Source organism: Ruegeria sp. BHSB064 (assembly GCF_059613205.1).
The window spans coordinates 1-19,644 of sequence record NZ_JBXWSB010000022.1 but is presented as its reverse complement, the minus strand read 5'-3'; the positions used below and the strand labels follow the sequence as shown (position 1 = coordinate 19,644).

The window sequence follows — 19,644 nt, the reverse complement described above, 5'->3', positions numbered from 1 at the left end:
TGGTCAGGAATATCTGGGTTCGCGGCGACGTTAATTCACCCCTCGTCCGGCGTCCATGGGGTCAAACGACTAAAATTGATCTTCAAAGTTTTGCTTTTGAACAGCGATCAGAGATCGATTTCAATCACTCCATCCGGTTCCGCGGCTCGGCTTTGGCACAGGATCATAGCCCCTTCGCGCTGTTTCTTGGACAAAACGAAATCCCGGTGCTCGACGTCACCCGAAAGAACGCCGCATTTGCACACCCCGCAGATACCGTCGGAACATTTCACGTCCACGTGAAACCCGGCCTCGTTCAGCACTTGCGCCGCATCCTTGTCTGCAGGCACTGGCAGCGCTTTGCCAGAACGCGCAAGCTTGATTACAAACGGATGGTTTTCATATTCGGGCATTTCAGGAACCGAGAAATATTCCAAGTGTCGGGCTTCGTCGGGGAAGCCTTGCTGCTCAGCCGCCTGCATGACTCCGTCCATATAACGATCAGGCCCGCAGGTGTAGACATGCCATCCGTCCTGATAGCCGGTCAGGATCGCATCCAGATCGGCGCGGGTACCTTCATCTGAGAAATGATAGTGCACGCGATCTGCCCAGGGCATCGCGGCCAGATCCTCCAGATACCCTGCTGAGTCCCGTGTGCTGGAAGAGTAGTGTAGTTCGAACTCATAGCCCAGCGCGTGCAGGCGATGGGCGAAGGCAATCATCGGAGTGATGCCGATACCACCGCCCATCAGGAAGGTTTTGGTGGCCCTCTCATCCAGCTCAAAGTGGTTGATCGGCTTCGAGATGAAGACTTTGCGCCCTTCGTTGAAAATGCGATGCAATAGTGCCGAACCACCACGCCCTTCATCTTCGCGCAGCACACCGATCTGATAGGCCGACCTGTCTGAGGGATCGCCGGACATCGAATATTGCCGCAGGAATTCCGGAGCGACCAATACGTCCAAATGTGCGCCCGCTGCCCATCCCGGCAGGGGCGCACCGTCCAGCGATGAGAATTCATACTTCGTGACATCGGCAGTCATCTTGTCGACCTTGGTCACAGCCACACGCATCACCGGTGCATCACCGGCTATCTGATAGTGATGGATGACTGACATATCCCCGCTGGCCTTGCGGGCCTTGTATTCATCGGCTGTCACCATGGCCTCGTAGGCCGCAATCCCGGCCTCACGATCCATAGCAAAGGGATAGGGCCACGGGTGCGGGGCAAGGTAGGCGGGATAGACGGCCAGCGTCTGATCTTCGTATTTCAGGTCCAGATCCGTTTGCAGGTCACGCCGGTTCAATGGATGCGTTGTGGGGCGATAGGACCCGTCCGGCTGAAGCTCGATGTCCCACCACCATTTCTTGATGTCATTCAGACCGCCATTGCCGACCGCATCGTCCAGTTTGGCCAGCGCGGGCGCGGCAGAGGGGATGTTCATCGCGGCCCAGCGGAACGGGCGTTCCTTGAAGATGCCTTCCAGATTCCAGGGGCAGGTTTTCATGCACCGCCCGCACATCGCCCCTCCTGGTGTTGTCACACGGTAAGTGGCGCATTTCTGACTGTCGGATTTCCAGATTTCGTAGCCGTTGAACATCAGCTTCGGCCCGGCCGTGATCGCCCCCGAAGGGCATTCGCGCGCGCACTTGTTGCAAGACTCGCAAAAGCTTTGCAGCCCGAAGTCAATCGGCTTGTCATACTCCATCGGCATATCGGTGGTCACAGCCCCGGACTTCAGTCGTGGGCCGAGATAAGGGTTCAGGATCACCTCTCCGATACGACTGACCTCACCCAGACCGGACAGCAACAGAAGCGGCGGTTGCAGCACCTCGCCATCCATCACCGTATGCGCTTTGGCCTTATAGCCGAGGTTGCGAATTTGTTGTGCAATCACCCCACCCAGCAAAGAAAAGCGCAGATAGGCACGCATGGATTGGGCCACGCTGATCCAATCGTCGCCGCTGGCCCCTTCCATCGTTTCATAGCCCTGATCGATGATCATGCTGATGGCCTGATCATGGGGCGGGACGATTTCTTCGCCCGTCGCATCGTGGGAGTACCACGCCCAGTCCGGGCAGCGACTTAGACCTACCGCATCAACCCCAAGGAAATAGGTCGCTGCTTTTACATTCGCCGCATTCCGAGCGGCATCAGTTGGCTTTGCAACCTCGGCGCTTTCACCATCCTGCAACAATACAAACGCACCCAAGGCGCGCCGCTGAGCAAAGCTGGGCGCTGCCTTGCGAACGTAGTACCCGCCTTTCGCAGCGTCCTGCAGCGACTTGCCCATATCGCCGAACTGAGCACGGGCAAACATGTCGGCACGTTTGGGTACACGGGCGACGTTTTCTTCGTCGATATACGTGGTCGGCGTCTCGACCCGTTTGAGTTTCTCGAACGGATGGGCTCCGTCCACATAGCGCCGTTTGGAATACGGATCCCGGTTCAGGGCATTTTTGGCAAAGCCAGTTCCCAGCCACCATGCCGGCCCTTGTGTGTGAAACCAGGGCTGTTGCGCCATGGGCTTGAGCGGACGGTCATGTGCTATCGGCATTTCGGTCGTCACAGCGGCCAACCCGAAACGATTGCCCAACCAAGGTACGACGATCTCGCCTTCTTCGACAGACGCTAAGCCAGCGGCCACAGCCAGCTTGCCCAAATCAACGTCCGAGGACATCATGCTGTGCGCCCGGGCGTCGAAGCCCAGAAGGCGGATATAGTTGGCGATAACCACTGCATTCTCGGTGGCCAGCAAACAGGCGCGATGATCCTGCGCGTCGATGATCCAATTGGCACCCGGCTCGGACGGATCCGGATCACGGTTGTGTTCGTACAGAAACACGATGCTGTGCCGGTGGCTGTCCATCGGTCTGGGCGCCGCCTCCATACTGTCTTTCAGATCGGCCATGATAACGTCGATCCCCGAGGCCAGCGTCTTGGTCTGCCGGGTACGCAAAGCTTGGGCAAGCCGGTCGATATCCGGGTTACGGCGCGGTTCGTTGAGCAACGCATCAGATGGCATGGGCCCGCAGCCCATCATTGACGCATCGTTGAAATACCCGAATGCTTTCAGATGGTTGGCGCATTCCAGCGGATCTGACGGTATCTCGGACACAACCGGGTTTACCAGCCCGTCGCGGATCGCGTCCATCATCGCCTGAAACTCGCCCATCGCATTGACGATACTGTCTGGCTGATCCGGTCGGTGAAAGCTCAGGTCGGCCATCGAAGGCACAAGCGACAGGTTCGGCGCGTCGTCCATCCGGGCCAACCGCTCCAGCGGGTAGCGTCCCATGTGAACGGGCCGATTCTTGTCCGAGAAAAAGCGGATCCCCATCGCATATCTCCTGTTGCTGCCAATTTCGTAACTCAGCATGGACAGCAAAACCATTCATACTTAATCATAAATGGTATGAGCAAAATCGATTTCAGTGACCTTGACGGCAAGGTTCTTCGCACGTTTCTGACGATACTCGAGGAAAATTCGGTCTCGAAAGCTGCGGACCGACTTGGAGTATCGCAATCGGCGATCAGCCATACGCTGTCCAAGCTTCGGCAAGTTTTGGGCGACCCGCTTTTTGTTCGTTCAGGTCAAGGCCTGACCCCGACCGAGCGCGCCTTGGCTCTGAAGGAGCCCACGCAAAAGGTGCTGGATGGGATGCGCGCGCTGACCGAAGGTCGGCCGTTCGATCCGTTGTCTGAACAGATCAACATTCGCATCGCCACCAATGATATGCCACGTGAGTTGCTCTTTCCGCAGCTCCTTCGTGAAACCCGCGCCGAAGACGTGCGTCTGCAACTGGAATTCATCCCCTCGGGCGTTCCCGATCCTGATCTGCTGCGCAGCGACCGGTGTCAGTTGATGCTGACCCCGCTACCGCCGGACGGGCCTGATATCTTTCAAAAATGCATACTCGAAAGCCCGCTTATGATCTTCTACGACGCGACACAACGTACACCGCCAGACAGTTGGCGGGCCTATTGCGACCGTGATCATGTCGAGGTGCGTTTTGCAGATGGGCGCAACGCGCGTGCCGTAATGCGCGGCGTCGATCAAAGCCAGATCAGACCAGCGATTGTGACCCTGCCACATTTCAACGCGATTCCGGCCTTTGTTCAGGGCAGCGACCTGATCTCAACCGACACTGCGCTGATGCAACAAGGACCGCTTGCAACGTTGGACTGCGCGCCTCTGCCTTTTGATTGCCCACCTGTCTCAATCTACATGGTTTGGCACCAGAGATCGGCAAATGATCCAGCGCATCGCTGGTTGCGCGCACGGATCGAGGCCATCGCAGCCTCCCTTCAAACCTGAGACAACAACCCGTTGCGCATGATGTCGACCAATTGTGACCGACGCGGCTTGTCACCCCGATCATGCAAGCGCAGGGTAGCGGCGCGATCATCAATATCTCAGCTTTTGCCGCATTCGAACCTGATCCGGTATTTCCAACCTCGGGCGTGTTCCGGACCGGGTTGGCCGCCTTCACCAAGCTGTTCTCGGACAAATATGTCGCCGAAAACATCCGAATGAACAACGTTCTTCCGGGCTTCATCGACAGTTTGCCCGAGAAAGAAGAGTTCCGCAGCCGTATTCCAATGGGGCGCTATGGGCATAGCTATGATGAGATCGCCTCGGTCGTGGCCCTGCTGGCATCCGAAGGGGGCGGCTACATCACCGGACAGAACATCCGTGTGGATGGTGGTATCACCCGGTCTGTCTGTACTCAGAAGCGTGCCTTTACCAAATGTGTCAGCGCCGCGCCGGATTCAAAGAAGGCGCGGCGCACGCGTGTCCAGCTTTCGCGATGCTCGGGCACGGCGGGCACGGGTAAACGTGTGGGATCTTCGGCAAGAAGGCTTTCAGCCATCATTCGACCAAACACCGTGCCGGGTCCGATGCCGCGACCGGAATACCCGTGGGCAGCCAAAGCGTTCGGGCCGATCTGCGTGATCTTCGGTATATGGTCTGACGTCATGGCGATCCGCCCGTGCCAACCCTGTTCAAACGGCTGGTCGGTCAACTGCGGATAAAGCTCTGCCAGTTTGCGGCGGACCCACCCTTTGTGCGCGCTCTGACCTGCATGTCCCAGATCGCCCATACCGCCAATAATCATCCGCCCTGCCTGATCCATGCGGAAAGACGTCATGATCAGACCAGTGTCCCAGCACCCTTCTGCTTGCGGTAAAATACTCGCGCGCAAATTATGCGAGAGCGGGGCGGTAGCGTACTGGAAATAGTAGACCGGCACATAAGCTGGTGCGGTGTTTGACAAACCAAGATGATAGGCGTTGGTCGCCTGAATGACGGACTTTGCTCGTACCACCCCTTTGGGTGTGGTCAGCACCCATTGGCCGTTTTCATGACGCATGGTCTGCACCGGGCTTTGCCCATGTATCTGCGCCCCGGCTTGCGCAGCCGCTCGCGCCAACCCCACCACGTAAGCCAGCGGTTGTATGGTTCCGGCGCGGGGGTCGAACAGTGCCCCATGGAAGGCATTGCTGCCGGTCCGGTCACCCGCCTGATCCGCTGACAGCAGCTCCACCGGCGCACCTGACGCGCTCAGCTGAGCATGGCGCGTCTGCAGGTCCTTCAGCCCGGCAGCAGAATGCGCGCAATGCAGGGTTCCGTTGCGCACAGGTTCACAGGCGATTTTGTACTCTTCGATCAGCGCGAACACGTCTGACGGCGCTTGGGCCAGCAGATCAATCAGGCGGTCACCAGCCACCTGTCCGATATGAGCGCGGATTTCGTCCGGCGGAAGCCAGAGGCCGGCATTGGCCAAACCGACATTGCGGCCCGATCCGCCGAAGCCTATCTCATATGCCTCAAGCAAACAGACCGACGCGCCACTACGGGCTGCCGTCAATGCCGCTGAACATCCAGTGTATCCGCCCCCAATGACGGCCAGATCAACTTCGGTGTCGACGCACAGAGGTGGGGCTGAGACCGTTTCGGAGCAGGTGCTGCGCCAAAGAGCATTTTCGGGATCGTTCACGTCTGGCCTCTGAGTCTTTTGCGCGGATCATCTTATCGAAAACAAACCTTTGCAAGCGGAGTCGCTCAGGCGCAGTTGCAACGAAAAAGACCTCTTTGATGCATATGCACCAAAGAGGTCTTTTTTTAAGAAATGATGGAAACGGGCGGAAGCCGCCCGGAAACCGTCAGACGTCGATCGATCGTGCGATCAATTCCTTCATGACCTCATTGGTACCGCCGTAGATCATCTGAACCCTCGCATCCGCATAAAGGCGTGCAATCGGGTACTCCATCATGAATCCATAGCCGCCGAACAGTTGCAGACATTCATGCATGATCTCGTTCTGCACCTCGGATCCCCAGTACTTCGCCATCGAGGCGGTAGCCGCGTCCAGCTCTCCGGTTTCCAGCTTGGCAACACAATCGTTGATGAAGCTGCGCAGAACCTCGGCTTTGGTCTTGCATTCCGCCAGCTTGAACCGGGTGTTCTGGAAGTCCATCACCCGTTGCCCAAAGGCCTTGCGTTCCTGAACGTATTTCACCGTTTCAGCGATAGCGAAATCAATCGCGCCCAGCGCCATGATCGCGATGTTCAGCCGTTCCCACGGCAGCTGTTTCATAAGCTGGTAAAAGCCCTGCCCTTCCTCGGCCCCTAGCAGGTTGGTCATCGGCACCTTGACGTCTTCAAAGAACAACTCGGCCGTATCGTTGCCCTTCATGCCCAGTTTTTTAAGGTTCCGTCCCCGGCGAAAGCCTTCCGCCCCTTCAGTTTCGACCACGATCAAAGACACACCACGCGCGCCTTCGGATTTGTCTGTCTTGGCTGCCACGATGATCAGATCAGCAGACTGCCCATTTGTGATGAAGATTTTCGAGCCGTTCAGCCGATACGAGTTTCCGTCTTTCTCGGCCACTGTCCGCACAGCCTGCACGTCTGATCCAGTGCTGGGTTCCGTCATCGCCAACGCACCGACCATTTCGCCCGAAGCAAGTTTGGGAAGCCATTTGTGTTTTTGATCCTCGCTTCCATAGGCCGTGAGGTAGTGCGTCACAATCGACTGAATGCCATAGCCCCAACCGGCATCGCCGCGCGCGCCCTGTTCATAGGCTGTGATTGCGTCGAAGCCCATACCGCCACCGACACCGCCATATTCTTCGGGGATCGCCCCCGCCATCAGCCCGGTTTCACCTGCCTTGCGCCAAAAGTCGCGATCCACCACGCCGTTTTCGACCCAGGTTTCGATATTGGGCGACAGTTCATCATCCATGAACCGGCCTGCCATATCCGCAAACATGCGGTGTTCGTCGGTGACCCACGCTGCGGTGGAAGTGAAAAGTGGCATCGAACGCTCTCCAGACAATCTTTCCTATAAGCCTAGCGTTCTGCCTGATTCACGCCAATGCATGTGACGCCGCGTCTCGCCGTCGAACAACGCAACGTCCCTTGCCCAAAATTAAAAGAACAGTTTTTTCTTGAGCAGGTTCAGGACAATGCTGTTGCCAGCAGGTCTGCCGCTGCATCCTTGGCGTCTTGCGCCGGATCGCACTGTTGAAGCAAAACGGCCGAGACAATTGCCCCTTCCTGCAAGACAACGATCTGACAGGCCAGTTTATGCGGATCCTGAGCACCGGCTTGTTCGGCAACCGAGGTGAAATGGTCCAGCAGGAATTGCTTGTGTTCCGCAGCCTGTACATGGATCGGGTGATCCGGGTCCTGGAATTCAGCACCTGCCTTAATGAACATGCACCCCCGGAACTCGTCTTCTTCGAACCACTCTTTCAGCGCATCAAAACTGGCGAGGATTTGCTCGGATGGCGTTTTTGCCATCTCGTCAATCCGCCTTAGAAACCAATCGCGAAAGCTTTCGTCCCGCAAACGCAGGGCCGCAAGGATCAGCTCTTCCTTGGTGCGGAAGTGCTTGTACATCGACGTTTTGGACACACCCGTTTCCACCACCAGCTTGTCCATGCCGGTTGCGTGAAACCCATCGCGATAAAAGACCTTCAGGGCCTTGCTTACCAGTTCGTCCCGTTTGTTTGGGCGCATGATTCGGCTCCATAGTGTACCGTTCTGTACATATTAGCCCGAAACGCGAAGTACAATAACTCCACATCAACAACTTGATTTTACTTGTATTTTCTGGATCCAACAGTCTCAAACTGAAATTTTTTGAAGTTTACCCTTGCAAAAGTTAACAGATCAGTACACTTTGAGATCGAAAGTTAACCGATCTGTACACCAGAGGATTTGACCGATGAAACGTCGTGCCAGCATTTTTCCACCTCAGTACGTTCCGTTCCTTCTGACCATGGCCCTTCTGGCCGCTTCACTCACTTGAAAGCTCATGCCCGTGTCTCGCACTCCTCTGCCCCCATTCACGTTTGAGACCGCAACTCAGAAAGTGCGGATGGCGGAAAACGCCTGGAACAGTCGTGACCCCGACCGGGTGACGCCCGCCTATTCCGAAAACAGTCAATGGCGAAACCGGGCTGAGTTTCTGTCAGGTCATGCCGATATCCACGCCTTCCTGACGCGCAAATGGCGCAAGGAACTGGACTATCGCCTGATCAAGGAACTCTGGGCCTTTGCAGGACATCGCATTGCAGTACGCTATGCTTATGAATGGCGAGACGACAGCGGCCATTGGTTCCGCTCTTATGGCAACGAGAACTGGGAGTTTGCCGAAGACGGGCGCATGTCGCACCGCCACGCCTCACTGAACGATCTTCCGATCTCCGAAGGTGACCGCCTGTTCCACTGGCCGCAGGGCGAACGCCCCGAAGATCATCCCGGACTGTCAGACTTGGGTCTTTGAAAGGACTTACCATGCCCCGTGCCTTTTCCGAACGCGCCTTCACCCCAGCCGTCCGCGCCCATCAAGAGCGGATGGGATCGGCAAAAACCTATGCCAAGTTCATCGAAAGTGGGCCACAGCAAGGCCACTTGATCGGCGAGCCCGAGAAAGAGTTCATTCAGGCACGTGACGGGTTCTATCAATCCACTGTGTCCGAAACCGGCTGGCCCTATGTGCAGTATCGCGGTGGACCTGTGGGATTTTTGAAAGTGCTGGGCCCGCAGACCATCGGCTACGCGGATTTTTCCGGCAACAAGCAGTATATCTCGCGCGGCAACCTGGATGGGAATGATCGGATCGCGATGATCCTGATGGATTACGCCAACCAGCGCCGCCTGAAGATCCTGGGACGTGTCGAATTTACTGAAGGCGAAGCCGCTGCAGCCAGATTGTATCCCGAAGGGGCCGAGGCCCCGGCGGAACGGGCAGCAATCATCCGCGTCGAGGCGCTGGACTGGAACTGCCCGCGTCACATCACCCCTCGCTTCACCGAAGCCGAGCTGCGCCCCCATCTGAACACGCTTGGACAACAGCTGGCCCAGCTGCAGGCCGAGAATGAACGACTGAAGCAGGAATTGGCAAAGTCCAGCTAACGCGTTGGGCGATGCCGGGTTTTCGATTTACAGGAAAGGAATTTGCGCAATGGTTCGTTCAGTCGTTCAACTCTCGGTCGTGTGTCTTGCAGCGGCGGCCTTGATATTGCTGATCCTGATGTTTGGGTTTTTCGCGTCACCCAGCGCCGTGCGCACGTCTCCTTCCGTATTCAGCACAATGCTATTTGACCACCTGCAGCAAGAGTGAAAGGCGATCAGCCCCGACTGGTTTTGACCATCGCAGCAATACCTGCGGCGCAGAACTCGACCAAAGGTTCAATATCAGGCTGATCACCGCCCCGCGACAGCGCCCTGACCCGCCAACCGCTGTTGAGATGCGCCAGCATGGCTGAAACCGAATACACCTGACCGCTGGCCAACACTGCCGGATCGACGTCGGGGTAAAGCGCAGCAATCTCGGCAATAAAGTGCTGTGCCGTCGGATCGAAACATTCTGCTGCAATGTCGCTCCACCGTGGATCGACCGACACATGCGCGACCAACCGGCCATAGGCCATCCATCCCGGACCACCCGTTTCAGCCAGTTCCACATAGGGCCGGATAAAGCTGTCCAGAATGCTGCGCAAGGTCAGCGGCCCCTCGGCCTTCGCTTTGTTCAGCGCGTCGATCCGCAACTGCGCCAACTCATCCGCGCGTCTGGCAACGGTTCGATAGAATAGCTCCTCTTTCCCACCGCCGTGATGGTGCACAAGACCAATCTGCACCTCGGCCAAAGCGGCGATATCTCGGATCGAGGCGCCTTCGAATCCCCGTTCAGCAAAAACCAATTCCGCCGCGTCCATGATCCGCGCCCGCGTCTCCAAAGACCGCTTGGATGGCGCTCTTTGCCTTGGTTTTTCTCTGTTTTTTAGAGTCATGATTTTCACCTTGCCTTATTTTGGTCGTTCGTTCAAGTTAAGCCTCACGAACTTTGGGAGGGTTCATGGAAGAAACGCGCGACGCATTCGCCCTGATCGGGGCGGGGCCGATGGGATTGGCCGCGGCCAAGGTGCTGAAAGAACAAGGCATCGCATTTCAAGGGTTCGAGCTGCATTCGGATGTGGGCGGTCTGTGGGACATCGATGCCCCCAGATCAACCATGTATGAAACGGCGCATCTGATCTCGTCCAAGCGTATGACCGAGTTCGAAGATTTCCCGATGGATGAGGCTGTGGCCGAATACCCTTCTCACCGTGCGATGCGCGACTATTTCCGTGCGTTTGCAGATCATTTCGGGTTGCGTGAGAACTATAGGTTCAATGCCGAAGTCACCCAGATCACACCACTGGGCAACTCGGGAGACGGTTGGCGCGTGTCTTGGAGGGATGCCGGAGGCGACCATCAAGCCGACTTCGAAGGGGTTATGATAGCAAACGGCACCCTGTCGGAACCGAACATGCCTGAATTTCCCGGAACCTTCGACGGCGAATTGATCCATGCCTCGCAATACAGGTATCCCAGCCAGTTCGACGGCAAACGCGTGTTGGTTGTAGGCGCGGGCAATTCCGGCTGCGACATCGCAGTGGATGCGATCCACCATGCAAAACGCTGCGACCTGTCGATGCGGCGCGGGTACTATTTCGTCCCGAAATACGTCTTTGGCAAACCTGCTGACACGATGGGCGGCAAGATCCGCCTGCCCATGTGGCTGAAGCAAAAGGTCGACAGTCTGATCCTCAGCTGGTTCGTTGGAAATCCGCAGAAATACGGCTTTCCCAAACCCGATTATCAGCTTTACGAAAGCCACCCGGTGGTGAATTCACTGGTCCTGTATCACGCGGGCCATGGTGATCTGCGCATTCGCCCCGACATCGACCGGTTTGAGGGTCACACCGTTCACTTCAAGGACGGTTCCAGCGAAGACTATGACATGATCCTCGCCGCAACCGGATACAAGCTGCACTATCCGTTTGTCGACAAGGACCTGCTGAACTGGCAGGGCGATGCCCCGCATCTGTACCTGAACACCATCCACCCCAAACGGGACGATCTGTTTGTGCTGGGCATGGTCGAGGCCACGGGCCTGGGCTGGCAGGGGAGACACGAACAGGCCGAGATGGTGGCGCGCTATATCAAGGGTCTTCAAAACGGTTGCCCGGCGGCGGCCGATCTGAAAACCGAAAAACAAAAAGACTACACGCGCGCCACCGGGGGCATGAACTATATCGACCTGCCCCGCATGGCTTATTACGTCGACAAGGCCACCTATAGAAAAGCAGTCACCGGCTGGATCGACCGGCTGCGGAAAGCCGCCGCATGAGTGGTATCGACGAAGTCACGCTGAATTTCAGCCCGGCGTCTCTGTCGCTGCTGAACGCTATTCTGGCCATTGTGATGTTCTCGATCGCGATCGACCTGACGCCTCGGGATTTTGATCGCCTGAGACGCGCGCCAAAACCGGTGATTGTCGGGCTGGTGTCTCAGTTCGTCGTCCTGCCTGCACTGACCTTTGCGCTGGTCTGGATCACAGAACCACGTGCATCCATAGCATTAGGGCTGATCCTTGTGGCGGCTTGCCCAGGAGGCAACATCTCGAACTTCATCACGCATCGCGCGGGCGGCAATGCGGCTCTGTCTGTGTCGATGACAGCGTTCGCCACCATCGGCGCAATCTTCATGACGCCTTTCAACATCGCGCTTTGGGGCGGGCTGTATCCACCAACCCGAGCGATCCTGCAGCAAACCCAGATCGATCCGGTGCAAATCGCCATTCTCGTCGGCTTGATGCTGATCCTGCCCCTTGTTCTGGGCATTGCGTTGAATCAGCGTCGACCTGCCCTGACCGCCCGTCTGCGCGCGCCGTTGCAATACCTGTCGATGGGTATCTTCGCAGCCTTCATCTTGCTTGCCCTGGCGGCCAACTGGGGGTTCTTCCTCAGCTTTGCCGGGGCTGTTGCCGGGCTTGTGATCCTTCACAACGCCCTGGCACTGGGGGGCGGTTGGGTCGTGGCCACTCTGACCCGGCTATCCCCCTTTGATCGTCGCGCAATCACCATAGAGACCGGCATTCAGAATTCAGGGCTTGGACTGGTCTTGATCTTCGCCTTTTTCCACGGGCTGGGCGGCATGGCAGTTGTTGCCGCGTTCTGGGGCATCTGGCACGCGATTTCCGGTATTGCGCTTGCGTCGGTCATGGCCCGAACCGAGGCCGCACGATGACCCGCATTCTGATAACAGGTGCTGCCGGAATGGTCGGGCAAGCGCTGTTGCCTGAACTCGAGGGGCATGAGGTCTTTGCCACCGACCTCAAACGCCCGGAGGCTTTGCCGGAATACATCGCCTTCCTGCCCATGGACGTGACAAGCGACGCCCCTGCCCGCGTGATCACCAAGGTCAAGCCGGATGTCATCGTGCATCTGGCCTCAATCGTGACGCCCTCGCCCAGGATGGGGCGCGCGGCGGCATACGCTGTTGATGTCGAAGGCACGCGCAAGGTGGTGAATGCGGCGATTGCCAACGGGGTGCGTAGGCTGGTGGTCACATCGTCCGGAGCGGCATATGGTTATCACGCGGACAACCGCGTTCCGCTGCGCGAACGTGACCCGTTGCGGGGCAATCCGGAATTCCCTTATTCCGACCACAAGAGACAGGTCGAGGAATTGTTGGCGGAAGCCCGAAGCGCTGCCCCTGATCTTGAACAGGTCGTTCTGCGTGTGGGGACGGTGCTGGGTGCTGGCACGGAAAACCAGATCACCGCCCTGTTTCACAAGCCCCGCCTGCTGGCCGTAACCGGCAGCGAAAGCCCTTTTGTCTTTATCTGGACACACGATCTGGCCCGCATCCTGCGGCGCGCAGCGACAGACGGGCCACCCGGTATCTTCAATGTCGCCGGGGACGGCGCGATGGGCGTTACAGATCTGGCCGATGCCTTGGGGAAATCGGTTCTGCGTCTTCCTGCTTGGGCGCTGAAGGCGGCTTTGGCCGTGGCGCGCCCGCTTGGGTTGTCTCGCTATGGGCCGGAACAGGTGCGGTTTCTGCAATATCGACCGGTTTTGGACAATTCCGCCCTCAAATCAGAATTCGGCTATACGCCCGAAAAAACCAGCGCCGAGGTGTTCGCGTTCTGGCAAAAGCAGGCCGGGCTATGAAGACAGCTGTCATATCAGGTGGGGCAGGCGGTTTGGGGCAAGCCCTGAGCCATGCCCTGCAAGCCCGCGGTTGGCGGGCCGTGTTGCTGGACCTTGATGTCTCAGGTTTGGACACCGGGCCAAACCAGTTGCCAATCGCTTGCGATCTGACAGACCCCGATCAGCTTGCTGACGCAACGCAAACGGTGATCAAATCCAGCGAGAGTATAGATCTGGTCGTCTACAACGCCGGGGTCACGCAAATTCGGGGGTTTGATCAGTCCGACGCCGCCAGCCACCGAATGGTGTTCGACATCAACTATTTTGCAGCCGTTGAAATGGCCCGCGCGTTTCTGCAACCGGTCCGGGCCTCGAAAGGAACGCATCTTGCGATTTCGTCCGTGGCCGGGTTTGCACCGCTCTATCACCGAACGGCCTATGCTGCCTCGAAACACGCGCTTGAGGGGTTCTTCAAGTCACTTCGCTCCGAAGAAGCACCTCATGGTGTTCAGGTTCAGATCGCGGCACCGTCCTTCGTGGCCACTAACCCGGGCAACGCACAGGAGCAGGCCGACGGAACCGCAAGACCCGGATCGGCAAAGGACGGTATGGACGAGATGAGCCCTGAAGCCGCCGCCAAAGCGATCCTGCGAGGATTGGACAAATCGCAGCCGATGATTCCGGTTGGTCGCGTGGCGCGTTTGTCCTGGTGGCTGAACAGCCTCTCACCGCGTCTGTATCAACGCCTGATGGAGCGCAAAATACGCGGGCCAGAGACATAGAATTTTGCCATGACCCCTTGACCTTCCCGTGACTGGAACCCTCATTTGAAGGGCAAGGCAAGCTGCGGAACGAGTCGCATGGCATATGAAACACTCACAGAACTCAAAATCACCGGCATGGGCTGCGCGTCCTGTGTGGGCCGTGTCGAAGCGGCCCTGCGTGATGTGCCCGGTGTCGATGCGGCCTCGGTCAACTTTGCGACCAAATCAGCGCAAGTGTCGTTTAACGGGCCGGTAACAGAACTTACTGCGGCGCTGGACGCGGCAGGGTATCCGGCCCAAACCGACCGCGTAGATCTGAGCGTCGAAGGGATGAACTGTGCCTCGTGCGTGGCCAAGATCGAACGCACGCTGGCCGCCAACCCGGGTGTGATCGACGCGCAGGTCAATCTCGCCACTCAAACCGCCACAGTGACATACGCAGCGGGGGTAACCACGCCAGAGCAGTTGGCACAGGTCATCACCGGAATCGGATACCCCGCGCGCCTTCAAAACGCCCAGGAACCTGAAAGCCGCGAAGGTGACGAAATTCGCAATCTGAGCCGCACCACGATGCTTGCCGCCGTCCTCGCGCTGCCCGTGTTTATTCTTGAGATGGGTGGGCACATGATCCCCGCATTCCATCATTGGGTACACGCCACCATCGGTGTGCAGACCAGTCAGCTTATCCAGTTTGCTCTGACCTCGGCCCTGTTGATCGGTCCGGGACGGGTGTTTTACCGCAAGGGCATCCCATCGCTGTTGCGCGGCGCACCTGACATGAACGCGCTTGTCGCGTTGGGGACCGGGGCGGCCTATCTTTTTTCCGTGGTGGCCACATTCGCCCCAGGCGTGCTGCCGCAAGGCACCGCCAACGTCTATTTCGAAGCCGCAGCAGTCATCGTTGTACTGATCCTTCTGGGCCGACTTATGGAGGCGCGCGCCAAAGGCAGAACCGGGGCCGCAATCCGAAAGCTGGTAGGCTTACAGCCCAAAACCGCGCGGGTCGAAGTGGATGGCCGAACAGAGGACCGCCCGATTGCTGACATTGCTGTGGGTGACATTCTGCGCGTCCGTCCGGGCGAACGCGTGCCAGTAGACGCTGATGTGCTTGAAGGCACGTCTTACGTCGACGAAAGCATGATCACTGGCGAGCCTGTTCCGGTCGGAAAATCGCAAGGGGCCGCTGTTGTTGGCGGCACGGTGAACGGGACCGGAGCCTTGCGGGTAAGTGCTGCGCGCGTTGGGGACGACACGGTTCTGGCTCAGGTCATCCGCATGGTGCAGCAGGCACAGGGGGCCAAACTGCCTATTCAAGGGCTGGTCGACCAGATCACCTATCGTTTTGTTCCCGCCGTCATTCTCGTTGCTGTGATCACTGTCATACTTTGGCTGGTTTTCGGTCCCAGCCCCGCCCTGCCGCCGGCGCTGGTGGCAGGTGTTTCGGTGCTGATCATTGCCTGCCCCTGTGCGATGGGACTGGCGACGCCCACGTCTATCATGGTGGGCACCGGACGTGCGGCAGAACTGGGGGTATTGTTCCGCAAAGGCGACGCATTACAGCAGCTTCAACAAGCACGCATTATCGCGCTGGATAAAACCGGAACTCTCACTCTTGGCCGTCCCGAGCTGGAAAGCGTTATGACGGTGAACGGGTTTGACCGGGATGAGGTCGTGCGGCTCGCTGCATCCCTCGAAGCACAGTCAGAGCATCCGATTGCATCGGCGATCACCCGGGCGGGCCCTTCTGCTCTGCCAGAGGCGTCGAATGTGCAGTCGATCACCGGGCTGGGTGTGCAGGGTCTCGTTGAAGGCCGGGACGTACTGGTCGGGTCGTACAGGCTGATGGAAAACCGTGGGATCGATCTTGGCCGCTTGGCGGAGGAGGCCGAGGCGCGCGCCTCTGAAGGGGCAACGCCGCTATTCGTTGCCTTAGATGGGCAGGCCGCGGCCACGATTTCTGTGTCCGACCCGATCAAGCCCGGCACCGAAGAAGCGCTGCAAAGGTTGCACCAGATGGGGCTGACTGTCGCCATGATCACCGGGGACAACGCGCATACGGCTCAAGCGTTGGCTGATCGGTTGGGAATCGATCATGTCACTGCCGAGGTGTTGCCGGACGGCAAGGTAGATGCGATCGCGGCCCTGCGGGATAGGTTCGGAACGCTGGCTTTTGTTGGCGACGGGATCAACGATGCCCCGGCGCTTGCATCTGCAGATATCGGTATCGCCATTGGGACAGGTACGGATGTGGCCATTGAAACGGCCGACGTCGTTCTGATGTCCGGCGATCTGCGCGGCGTTGCAAACGCAACCGAAATCAGCCGTCGCACAATGCGAAACATTCGCCAAAACCTCGGATGGGCGTTTGGCTACAATGTCCTGCTCATCCCGGTGGCCGCTGGCGCGCTGTACCCGTTTGGCGGTCACCTGTTGTCGCCTGCGATGGCAGCCGGCGCGATGGCGCTGTCCAGCGTATTTGTGGTCTCGAATGCTCTGCGCCTGCGTCGCGTCCACGCCAGCCTGCCGGAAACCCCGGCCTTGGCCAGCAGCGAGGTGCCCGCATGAATATCGGAGACGTGTCCGCCCGCACAGGCCTGCCCGCCAAGACGATCAGGTATTATGAGGACATCGACCTGATAAAGCCTCTGCGCGACGACAACGGGTATCGCCGGTTTCGCGATCAGGACGTGCATAAACTGAACTTTCTGGGCCGCGCCCGCGCGCTTGGGTTTACCATCGAGGATTGCAGGACTCTGTTGGCGCTGTACGAGGATGAAACGCGCGCCAGCGCAGACGTAAAACAGGTCGCTCGGGATCATCTGGCGCAGATCGAAGCCAAGATCGCGGACCTGAACGCCATGCGCGACACGCTGAGTCATCTGATAGACGCCTGCGCCGGGGATGACCGGCCCGATTGTCCGATATTGCAGGATCTGGGTGGGAAAGGCTGACTTGGGGTTGCCCTTTGGGCGCAGCTTTGCTTTGTCTTCATCGAAGATTTCGGCCCCAGACAACGGTCGAACAGCCGAGAGGATCACAAAATGGCAAAAGTCGCGTTCCTTGGCCTGGGTGTCATGGGCTATCCCATGGCCGGATTTCTGAAGGCCGCAGGTCATGACGTCACCGTCTACAACCGCACCACCGCCAAGGCTGAAGCCTGGGTGGCACAGCATGGCGGTGCCATGGCAATCACTCCGAAAGATGCCGTCAAAGATGCCGATTTTGTCATGGCCTGCGTCGGCAACGATGACGATCTGCGCATGGTCTGCACAGGCGAGAACGGCGCGTTTCATGGCATGTCGGATGGGGCCATCTTTGTTGATCACACAACGGTTTCCAAAGATGTCACATTAGAGCTTTACGCGGCAGCAGCAGCGCAAGGGTGTGCCTTTGTCGACGCTCCGATCTCGGGCGGTCAGGCCGGGGCGGAAAACGGGGTCCTGTCTATCATGTGCGGCGGCGATCAGGATGCCTATGATGCTGCGGAACCCCTGATGCAGGTTTACTCAAAAATTTGCCGCCGTATCGGAGAGAGCGGCACGGGCCAGATGACCAAGATGTGCAATCAAATTGCCATCGCCGGTGTCGTGCAGGGCCTCAGCGAAGCGCTGCATTTTGCGGAAAAGGCTGGCTTGGACGGGCGCTCTGTGGTCGAGGTGATCAGTCAGGGTGCGGCAGGAAGCTGGCAGATGGTGAACCGGCACGAGGCGATGCTAGACGATCATTTCGATTATGGCTTTGCCGTGGACTGGATGCGCAAAGACTTGGGGATTTGTCTGGATGAAGCCAATTCAAACGGGGCTTCTTTGCCTCTGACGGCTTTGGTCGACCAGTTTTACAAGGACGTGCAGAAACTTGGTGGCGGGCGCTGGGATACGTCGTCGCTGTTCAAACGCCTGCGCGCTTTGGACTGAGGGGTCAGGGGGCTGTCTGCCCCCTCTTGGCCCCTTGGGCCAATTCACCCCCGAAGGTATTTTACGCCAGATGAATAGGATCCCGGGTGTGACGGGATGGAGAACGACATGAGCGAATTGGTGAAGTTCTGGGCGGATGCGTTGCGTCGGCATTGGGGGCTGGACGCACGGTTGACGCGGCTGGATGGCGAATATGACCTGAACTTCCTGGTGCAGGCCACCAATGGACAGGATTATGTGCTGAAGGTTATGCGTGCGGGCTGCGAGGCGGATCTGGTAGACCTGCAGATACAGGCACTGGCTCATATTGCGTCGGAAGCACCGGGTTTGCCATTTCCCAAAGTGTTTCCTGATTTGAATGGCGATCTGTTGCCCGAGATTGCGGATTCTGAGACCCAGCCGAGGCTGGCCTGGTTGCTGGAATGCCTGCCCGGGCAATGCTACGCAAAGGCGGCACCAAAATCCGAAGAATTGATCCTGAAACTTGGGCGCGTGCTGGGGGCAACCGATCGGGCCCTGGAAGGGTTCCAGCATGAGGGGTTGCATCGGGTCGATTTCAAATGGGACTTGATGCAGGCGGGTTGGATCGAAGACAAGCTGGACGCGATTTCAGATCCGACGCGGCAGGCTTTGCTAAAGGAAATCTGCGACGGGTTTGCAGCGATTTCCGGCACCCTTGCAGATCTGCCAAAACAGGCCATTCACAATGATGCCAATGACTATAACATTCTTGTCGACGGGGAGTTGAGCGAGCGGCGGCGGATCTCGGGCCTGATCGATCTGGGTGACATGTGCGCGGCGCCGCGAGTCTGCGATCTGGCGATTGCCGGGGCCTATATCGTGTTGGACCATCCCAAGCCGGAACGGGCGTTGGCTGCGTTGGTGAAAGGTTATCACGCAGCAATCAGACTAAGCGCGAGTGAGGTAGATCTGATCTGGCCGTTGCTTCGGATGCGGCTTGCGGTGTCGGTCGTCAACTCGACCCTGATGGCCGCCGAGAACCCGGATGATCCTTATGTGACCATCTCTCAAGCGCCTGCATGGCGGTTTCTTGAGAACGCTTCGGTCAATGGCGGGTTGATGTCGGCGCGCTTGCGGGCGGCTTGTGGATTGCCGGTGGTCGATGGGGCAGAACGTATCCATGCCTATCTACAGGAGCATCGCGGTCAGTTCGCCCAGATGTTCGATCAGGATCTGAGCGATGTGCCAATGGGTTCACTGTCGGTTGAAAACTGTGTCTGGCCTCAGAACCCGTTCCACATGCCTTTGGCCGAAGCCGCACGGGTAGGCGAGGAATATGGGCAGGATCTGTGGCTGGGCTATTACAACGAGCCCCGCCTGATCTATGCCGAACCGGGGTTCCGCAAGGGCCCGTGGAAAGCCTCGGACCGGCGGACAGTGCATTTGGCCGTGGATGTGTTTGCGCCTGCCGGGACGGTGCTGCACGCACCGATGAGCGGGCGGGTGGAAGTGGTTGAGAACCGTGAC

Annotated in this window: 16 protein-coding genes and 1 pseudogene; 12 read left to right on the top strand and 5 right to left on the bottom strand. The window is 58.2% G+C overall.

Features of this window, described 5'->3' with window-relative positions; translation table 11 throughout:
* Positions 1-107 precede the first annotated feature (107 nt).
* Positions 108-3,320: a reductive dehalogenase gene (locus AC2FNU_RS07585; protein WP_496786753.1), complete on the bottom strand. Its 3,213-nt coding sequence runs from the start codon at positions 3,318-3,320 to the stop codon at positions 108-110.
* A 75-nt stretch (positions 3,321-3,395) separates the two neighbouring features.
* Here AC2FNU_RS07585 and AC2FNU_RS07580 point away from each other — a divergent pair, with 75 nt between their 5' ends.
* Together AC2FNU_RS07580 and AC2FNU_RS07575 are read left to right on the top strand one after the other, a co-directional pair.
* Entirely contained in the window at positions 3,396-4,298 is a 903-nt protein-coding gene (locus AC2FNU_RS07580) for a LysR family transcriptional regulator (protein WP_496786751.1), read from the top strand.
* A gap of 38 nt (positions 4,299-4,336) precedes the next feature.
* Positions 4,337-4,705: pseudogene (locus AC2FNU_RS07575) on the top strand (SDR family oxidoreductase); the annotation flags it as partial.
* A 5-nt stretch (positions 4,706-4,710) separates the two neighbouring features.
* Here AC2FNU_RS07575 and AC2FNU_RS07570 read toward each other — a convergent pair.
* From AC2FNU_RS07570 to AC2FNU_RS07560, 3 genes are all read right to left on the bottom strand, one after another.
* Positions 4,711-5,982 carry an NAD(P)/FAD-dependent oxidoreductase gene (locus AC2FNU_RS07570; RefSeq protein ID WP_496786750.1) on the bottom strand — a complete coding sequence of 424 codons (1,272 nt, stop codon included), beginning with the start codon at positions 5,980-5,982 and terminating at the stop codon, positions 4,711-4,713.
* A gap of 166 nt (positions 5,983-6,148) precedes the next feature.
* The gene (locus tag AC2FNU_RS07565; protein ID WP_496786748.1) at positions 6,149-7,306 is read right to left on the bottom strand and encodes an acyl-CoA dehydrogenase family protein; all 1,158 of its coding nucleotides are present in this window, start codon (positions 7,304-7,306) and stop codon (positions 6,149-6,151) included.
* A 140-nt stretch (positions 7,307-7,446) separates the two neighbouring features.
* A complete protein-coding gene (locus AC2FNU_RS07560) occupies positions 7,447-8,010 on the bottom strand; it encodes a TetR/AcrR family transcriptional regulator (protein WP_496786746.1) in 564 nt (187 codons plus the stop codon).
* A gap of 304 nt (positions 8,011-8,314) precedes the next feature.
* Here AC2FNU_RS07560 and AC2FNU_RS07555 point away from each other — a divergent pair, with 304 nt between their 5' ends.
* Both AC2FNU_RS07555 and AC2FNU_RS07550 read left to right on the top strand, forming a co-directional pair.
* Positions 8,315-8,779, top strand: coding sequence for a nuclear transport factor 2 family protein (locus AC2FNU_RS07555; protein ID WP_496786744.1), 465 nt, complete (start codon positions 8,315-8,317; stop codon positions 8,777-8,779).
* A gap of 11 nt (positions 8,780-8,790) precedes the next feature.
* Positions 8,791-9,411, top strand: coding sequence for a pyridoxamine 5'-phosphate oxidase family protein (locus tag AC2FNU_RS07550; RefSeq protein ID WP_496786743.1), 621 nt, complete (start codon positions 8,791-8,793; stop codon positions 9,409-9,411).
* Between the two features lie 215 nt (positions 9,412-9,626).
* Here the strand turns inward: AC2FNU_RS07550 and AC2FNU_RS07545 are convergent, their stop codons facing one another.
* Entirely contained in the window at positions 9,627-10,289 is a 663-nt protein-coding gene (locus AC2FNU_RS07545) for a TetR/AcrR family transcriptional regulator (RefSeq protein ID WP_496786742.1), read from the bottom strand.
* Positions 10,290-10,354: 65 nt separating this feature from the next.
* Here AC2FNU_RS07545 and AC2FNU_RS07540 point away from each other — a divergent pair, with 65 nt between their 5' ends.
* The 8 genes from AC2FNU_RS07540 to AC2FNU_RS07505 form a co-directional block, all read left to right on the top strand.
* Positions 10,355-11,671 carry a flavin-containing monooxygenase gene (locus AC2FNU_RS07540; RefSeq protein WP_496786740.1) on the top strand — a complete coding sequence of 439 codons (1,317 nt, stop codon included), beginning with the start codon at positions 10,355-10,357 and terminating at the stop codon, positions 11,669-11,671.
* The gene (locus AC2FNU_RS07535) at positions 11,668-12,570 is read left to right on the top strand and encodes a bile acid:sodium symporter family protein (protein WP_496786738.1); all 903 of its coding nucleotides are present in this window, start codon (positions 11,668-11,670) and stop codon (positions 12,568-12,570) included. The genes AC2FNU_RS07540 and AC2FNU_RS07535 overlap by 4 nt, the downstream gene beginning before the upstream one ends.
* On the top strand, positions 12,567-13,499 hold the full coding sequence (locus tag AC2FNU_RS07530) for an SDR family oxidoreductase (RefSeq protein ID WP_496786737.1): 933 nt from the start codon (positions 12,567-12,569) through the stop codon (positions 13,497-13,499). The genes AC2FNU_RS07535 and AC2FNU_RS07530 overlap by 4 nt, the downstream gene beginning before the upstream one ends.
* Positions 13,496-14,260 (top strand): SDR family NAD(P)-dependent oxidoreductase, encoded by a 765-nt coding sequence (locus AC2FNU_RS07525; protein ID WP_496786735.1) that lies wholly within the window; start codon positions 13,496-13,498, stop codon positions 14,258-14,260. The genes AC2FNU_RS07530 and AC2FNU_RS07525 overlap by 4 nt, the downstream gene beginning before the upstream one ends.
* A gap of 78 nt (positions 14,261-14,338) precedes the next feature.
* Positions 14,339-16,807, top strand: a complete 2,469-nt coding sequence (locus AC2FNU_RS07520) for a heavy metal translocating P-type ATPase (RefSeq protein ID WP_496786734.1) — start codon at positions 14,339-14,341, stop codon at positions 16,805-16,807.
* Positions 16,804-17,193 carry a Cu(I)-responsive transcriptional regulator gene (gene cueR, locus AC2FNU_RS07515; protein ID WP_496786732.1) on the top strand — a complete coding sequence of 130 codons (390 nt, stop codon included), beginning with the start codon at positions 16,804-16,806 and terminating at the stop codon, positions 17,191-17,193. Before AC2FNU_RS07520 ends, cueR begins: the two co-directional genes overlap by 4 nt.
* A 39-nt stretch (positions 17,194-17,232) precedes the next feature.
* Positions 17,233-18,156 carry an NAD(P)-dependent oxidoreductase gene (locus AC2FNU_RS07510; RefSeq protein WP_496786808.1) on the top strand — a complete coding sequence of 308 codons (924 nt, stop codon included), beginning with the start codon at positions 17,233-17,235 and terminating at the stop codon, positions 18,154-18,156.
* Between the two features lie 108 nt (positions 18,157-18,264).
* On the top strand, positions 18,265-19,644 hold a 1,380-nt coding region (locus tag AC2FNU_RS07505), incomplete at its 3' end, for a phosphotransferase (RefSeq protein WP_496786729.1).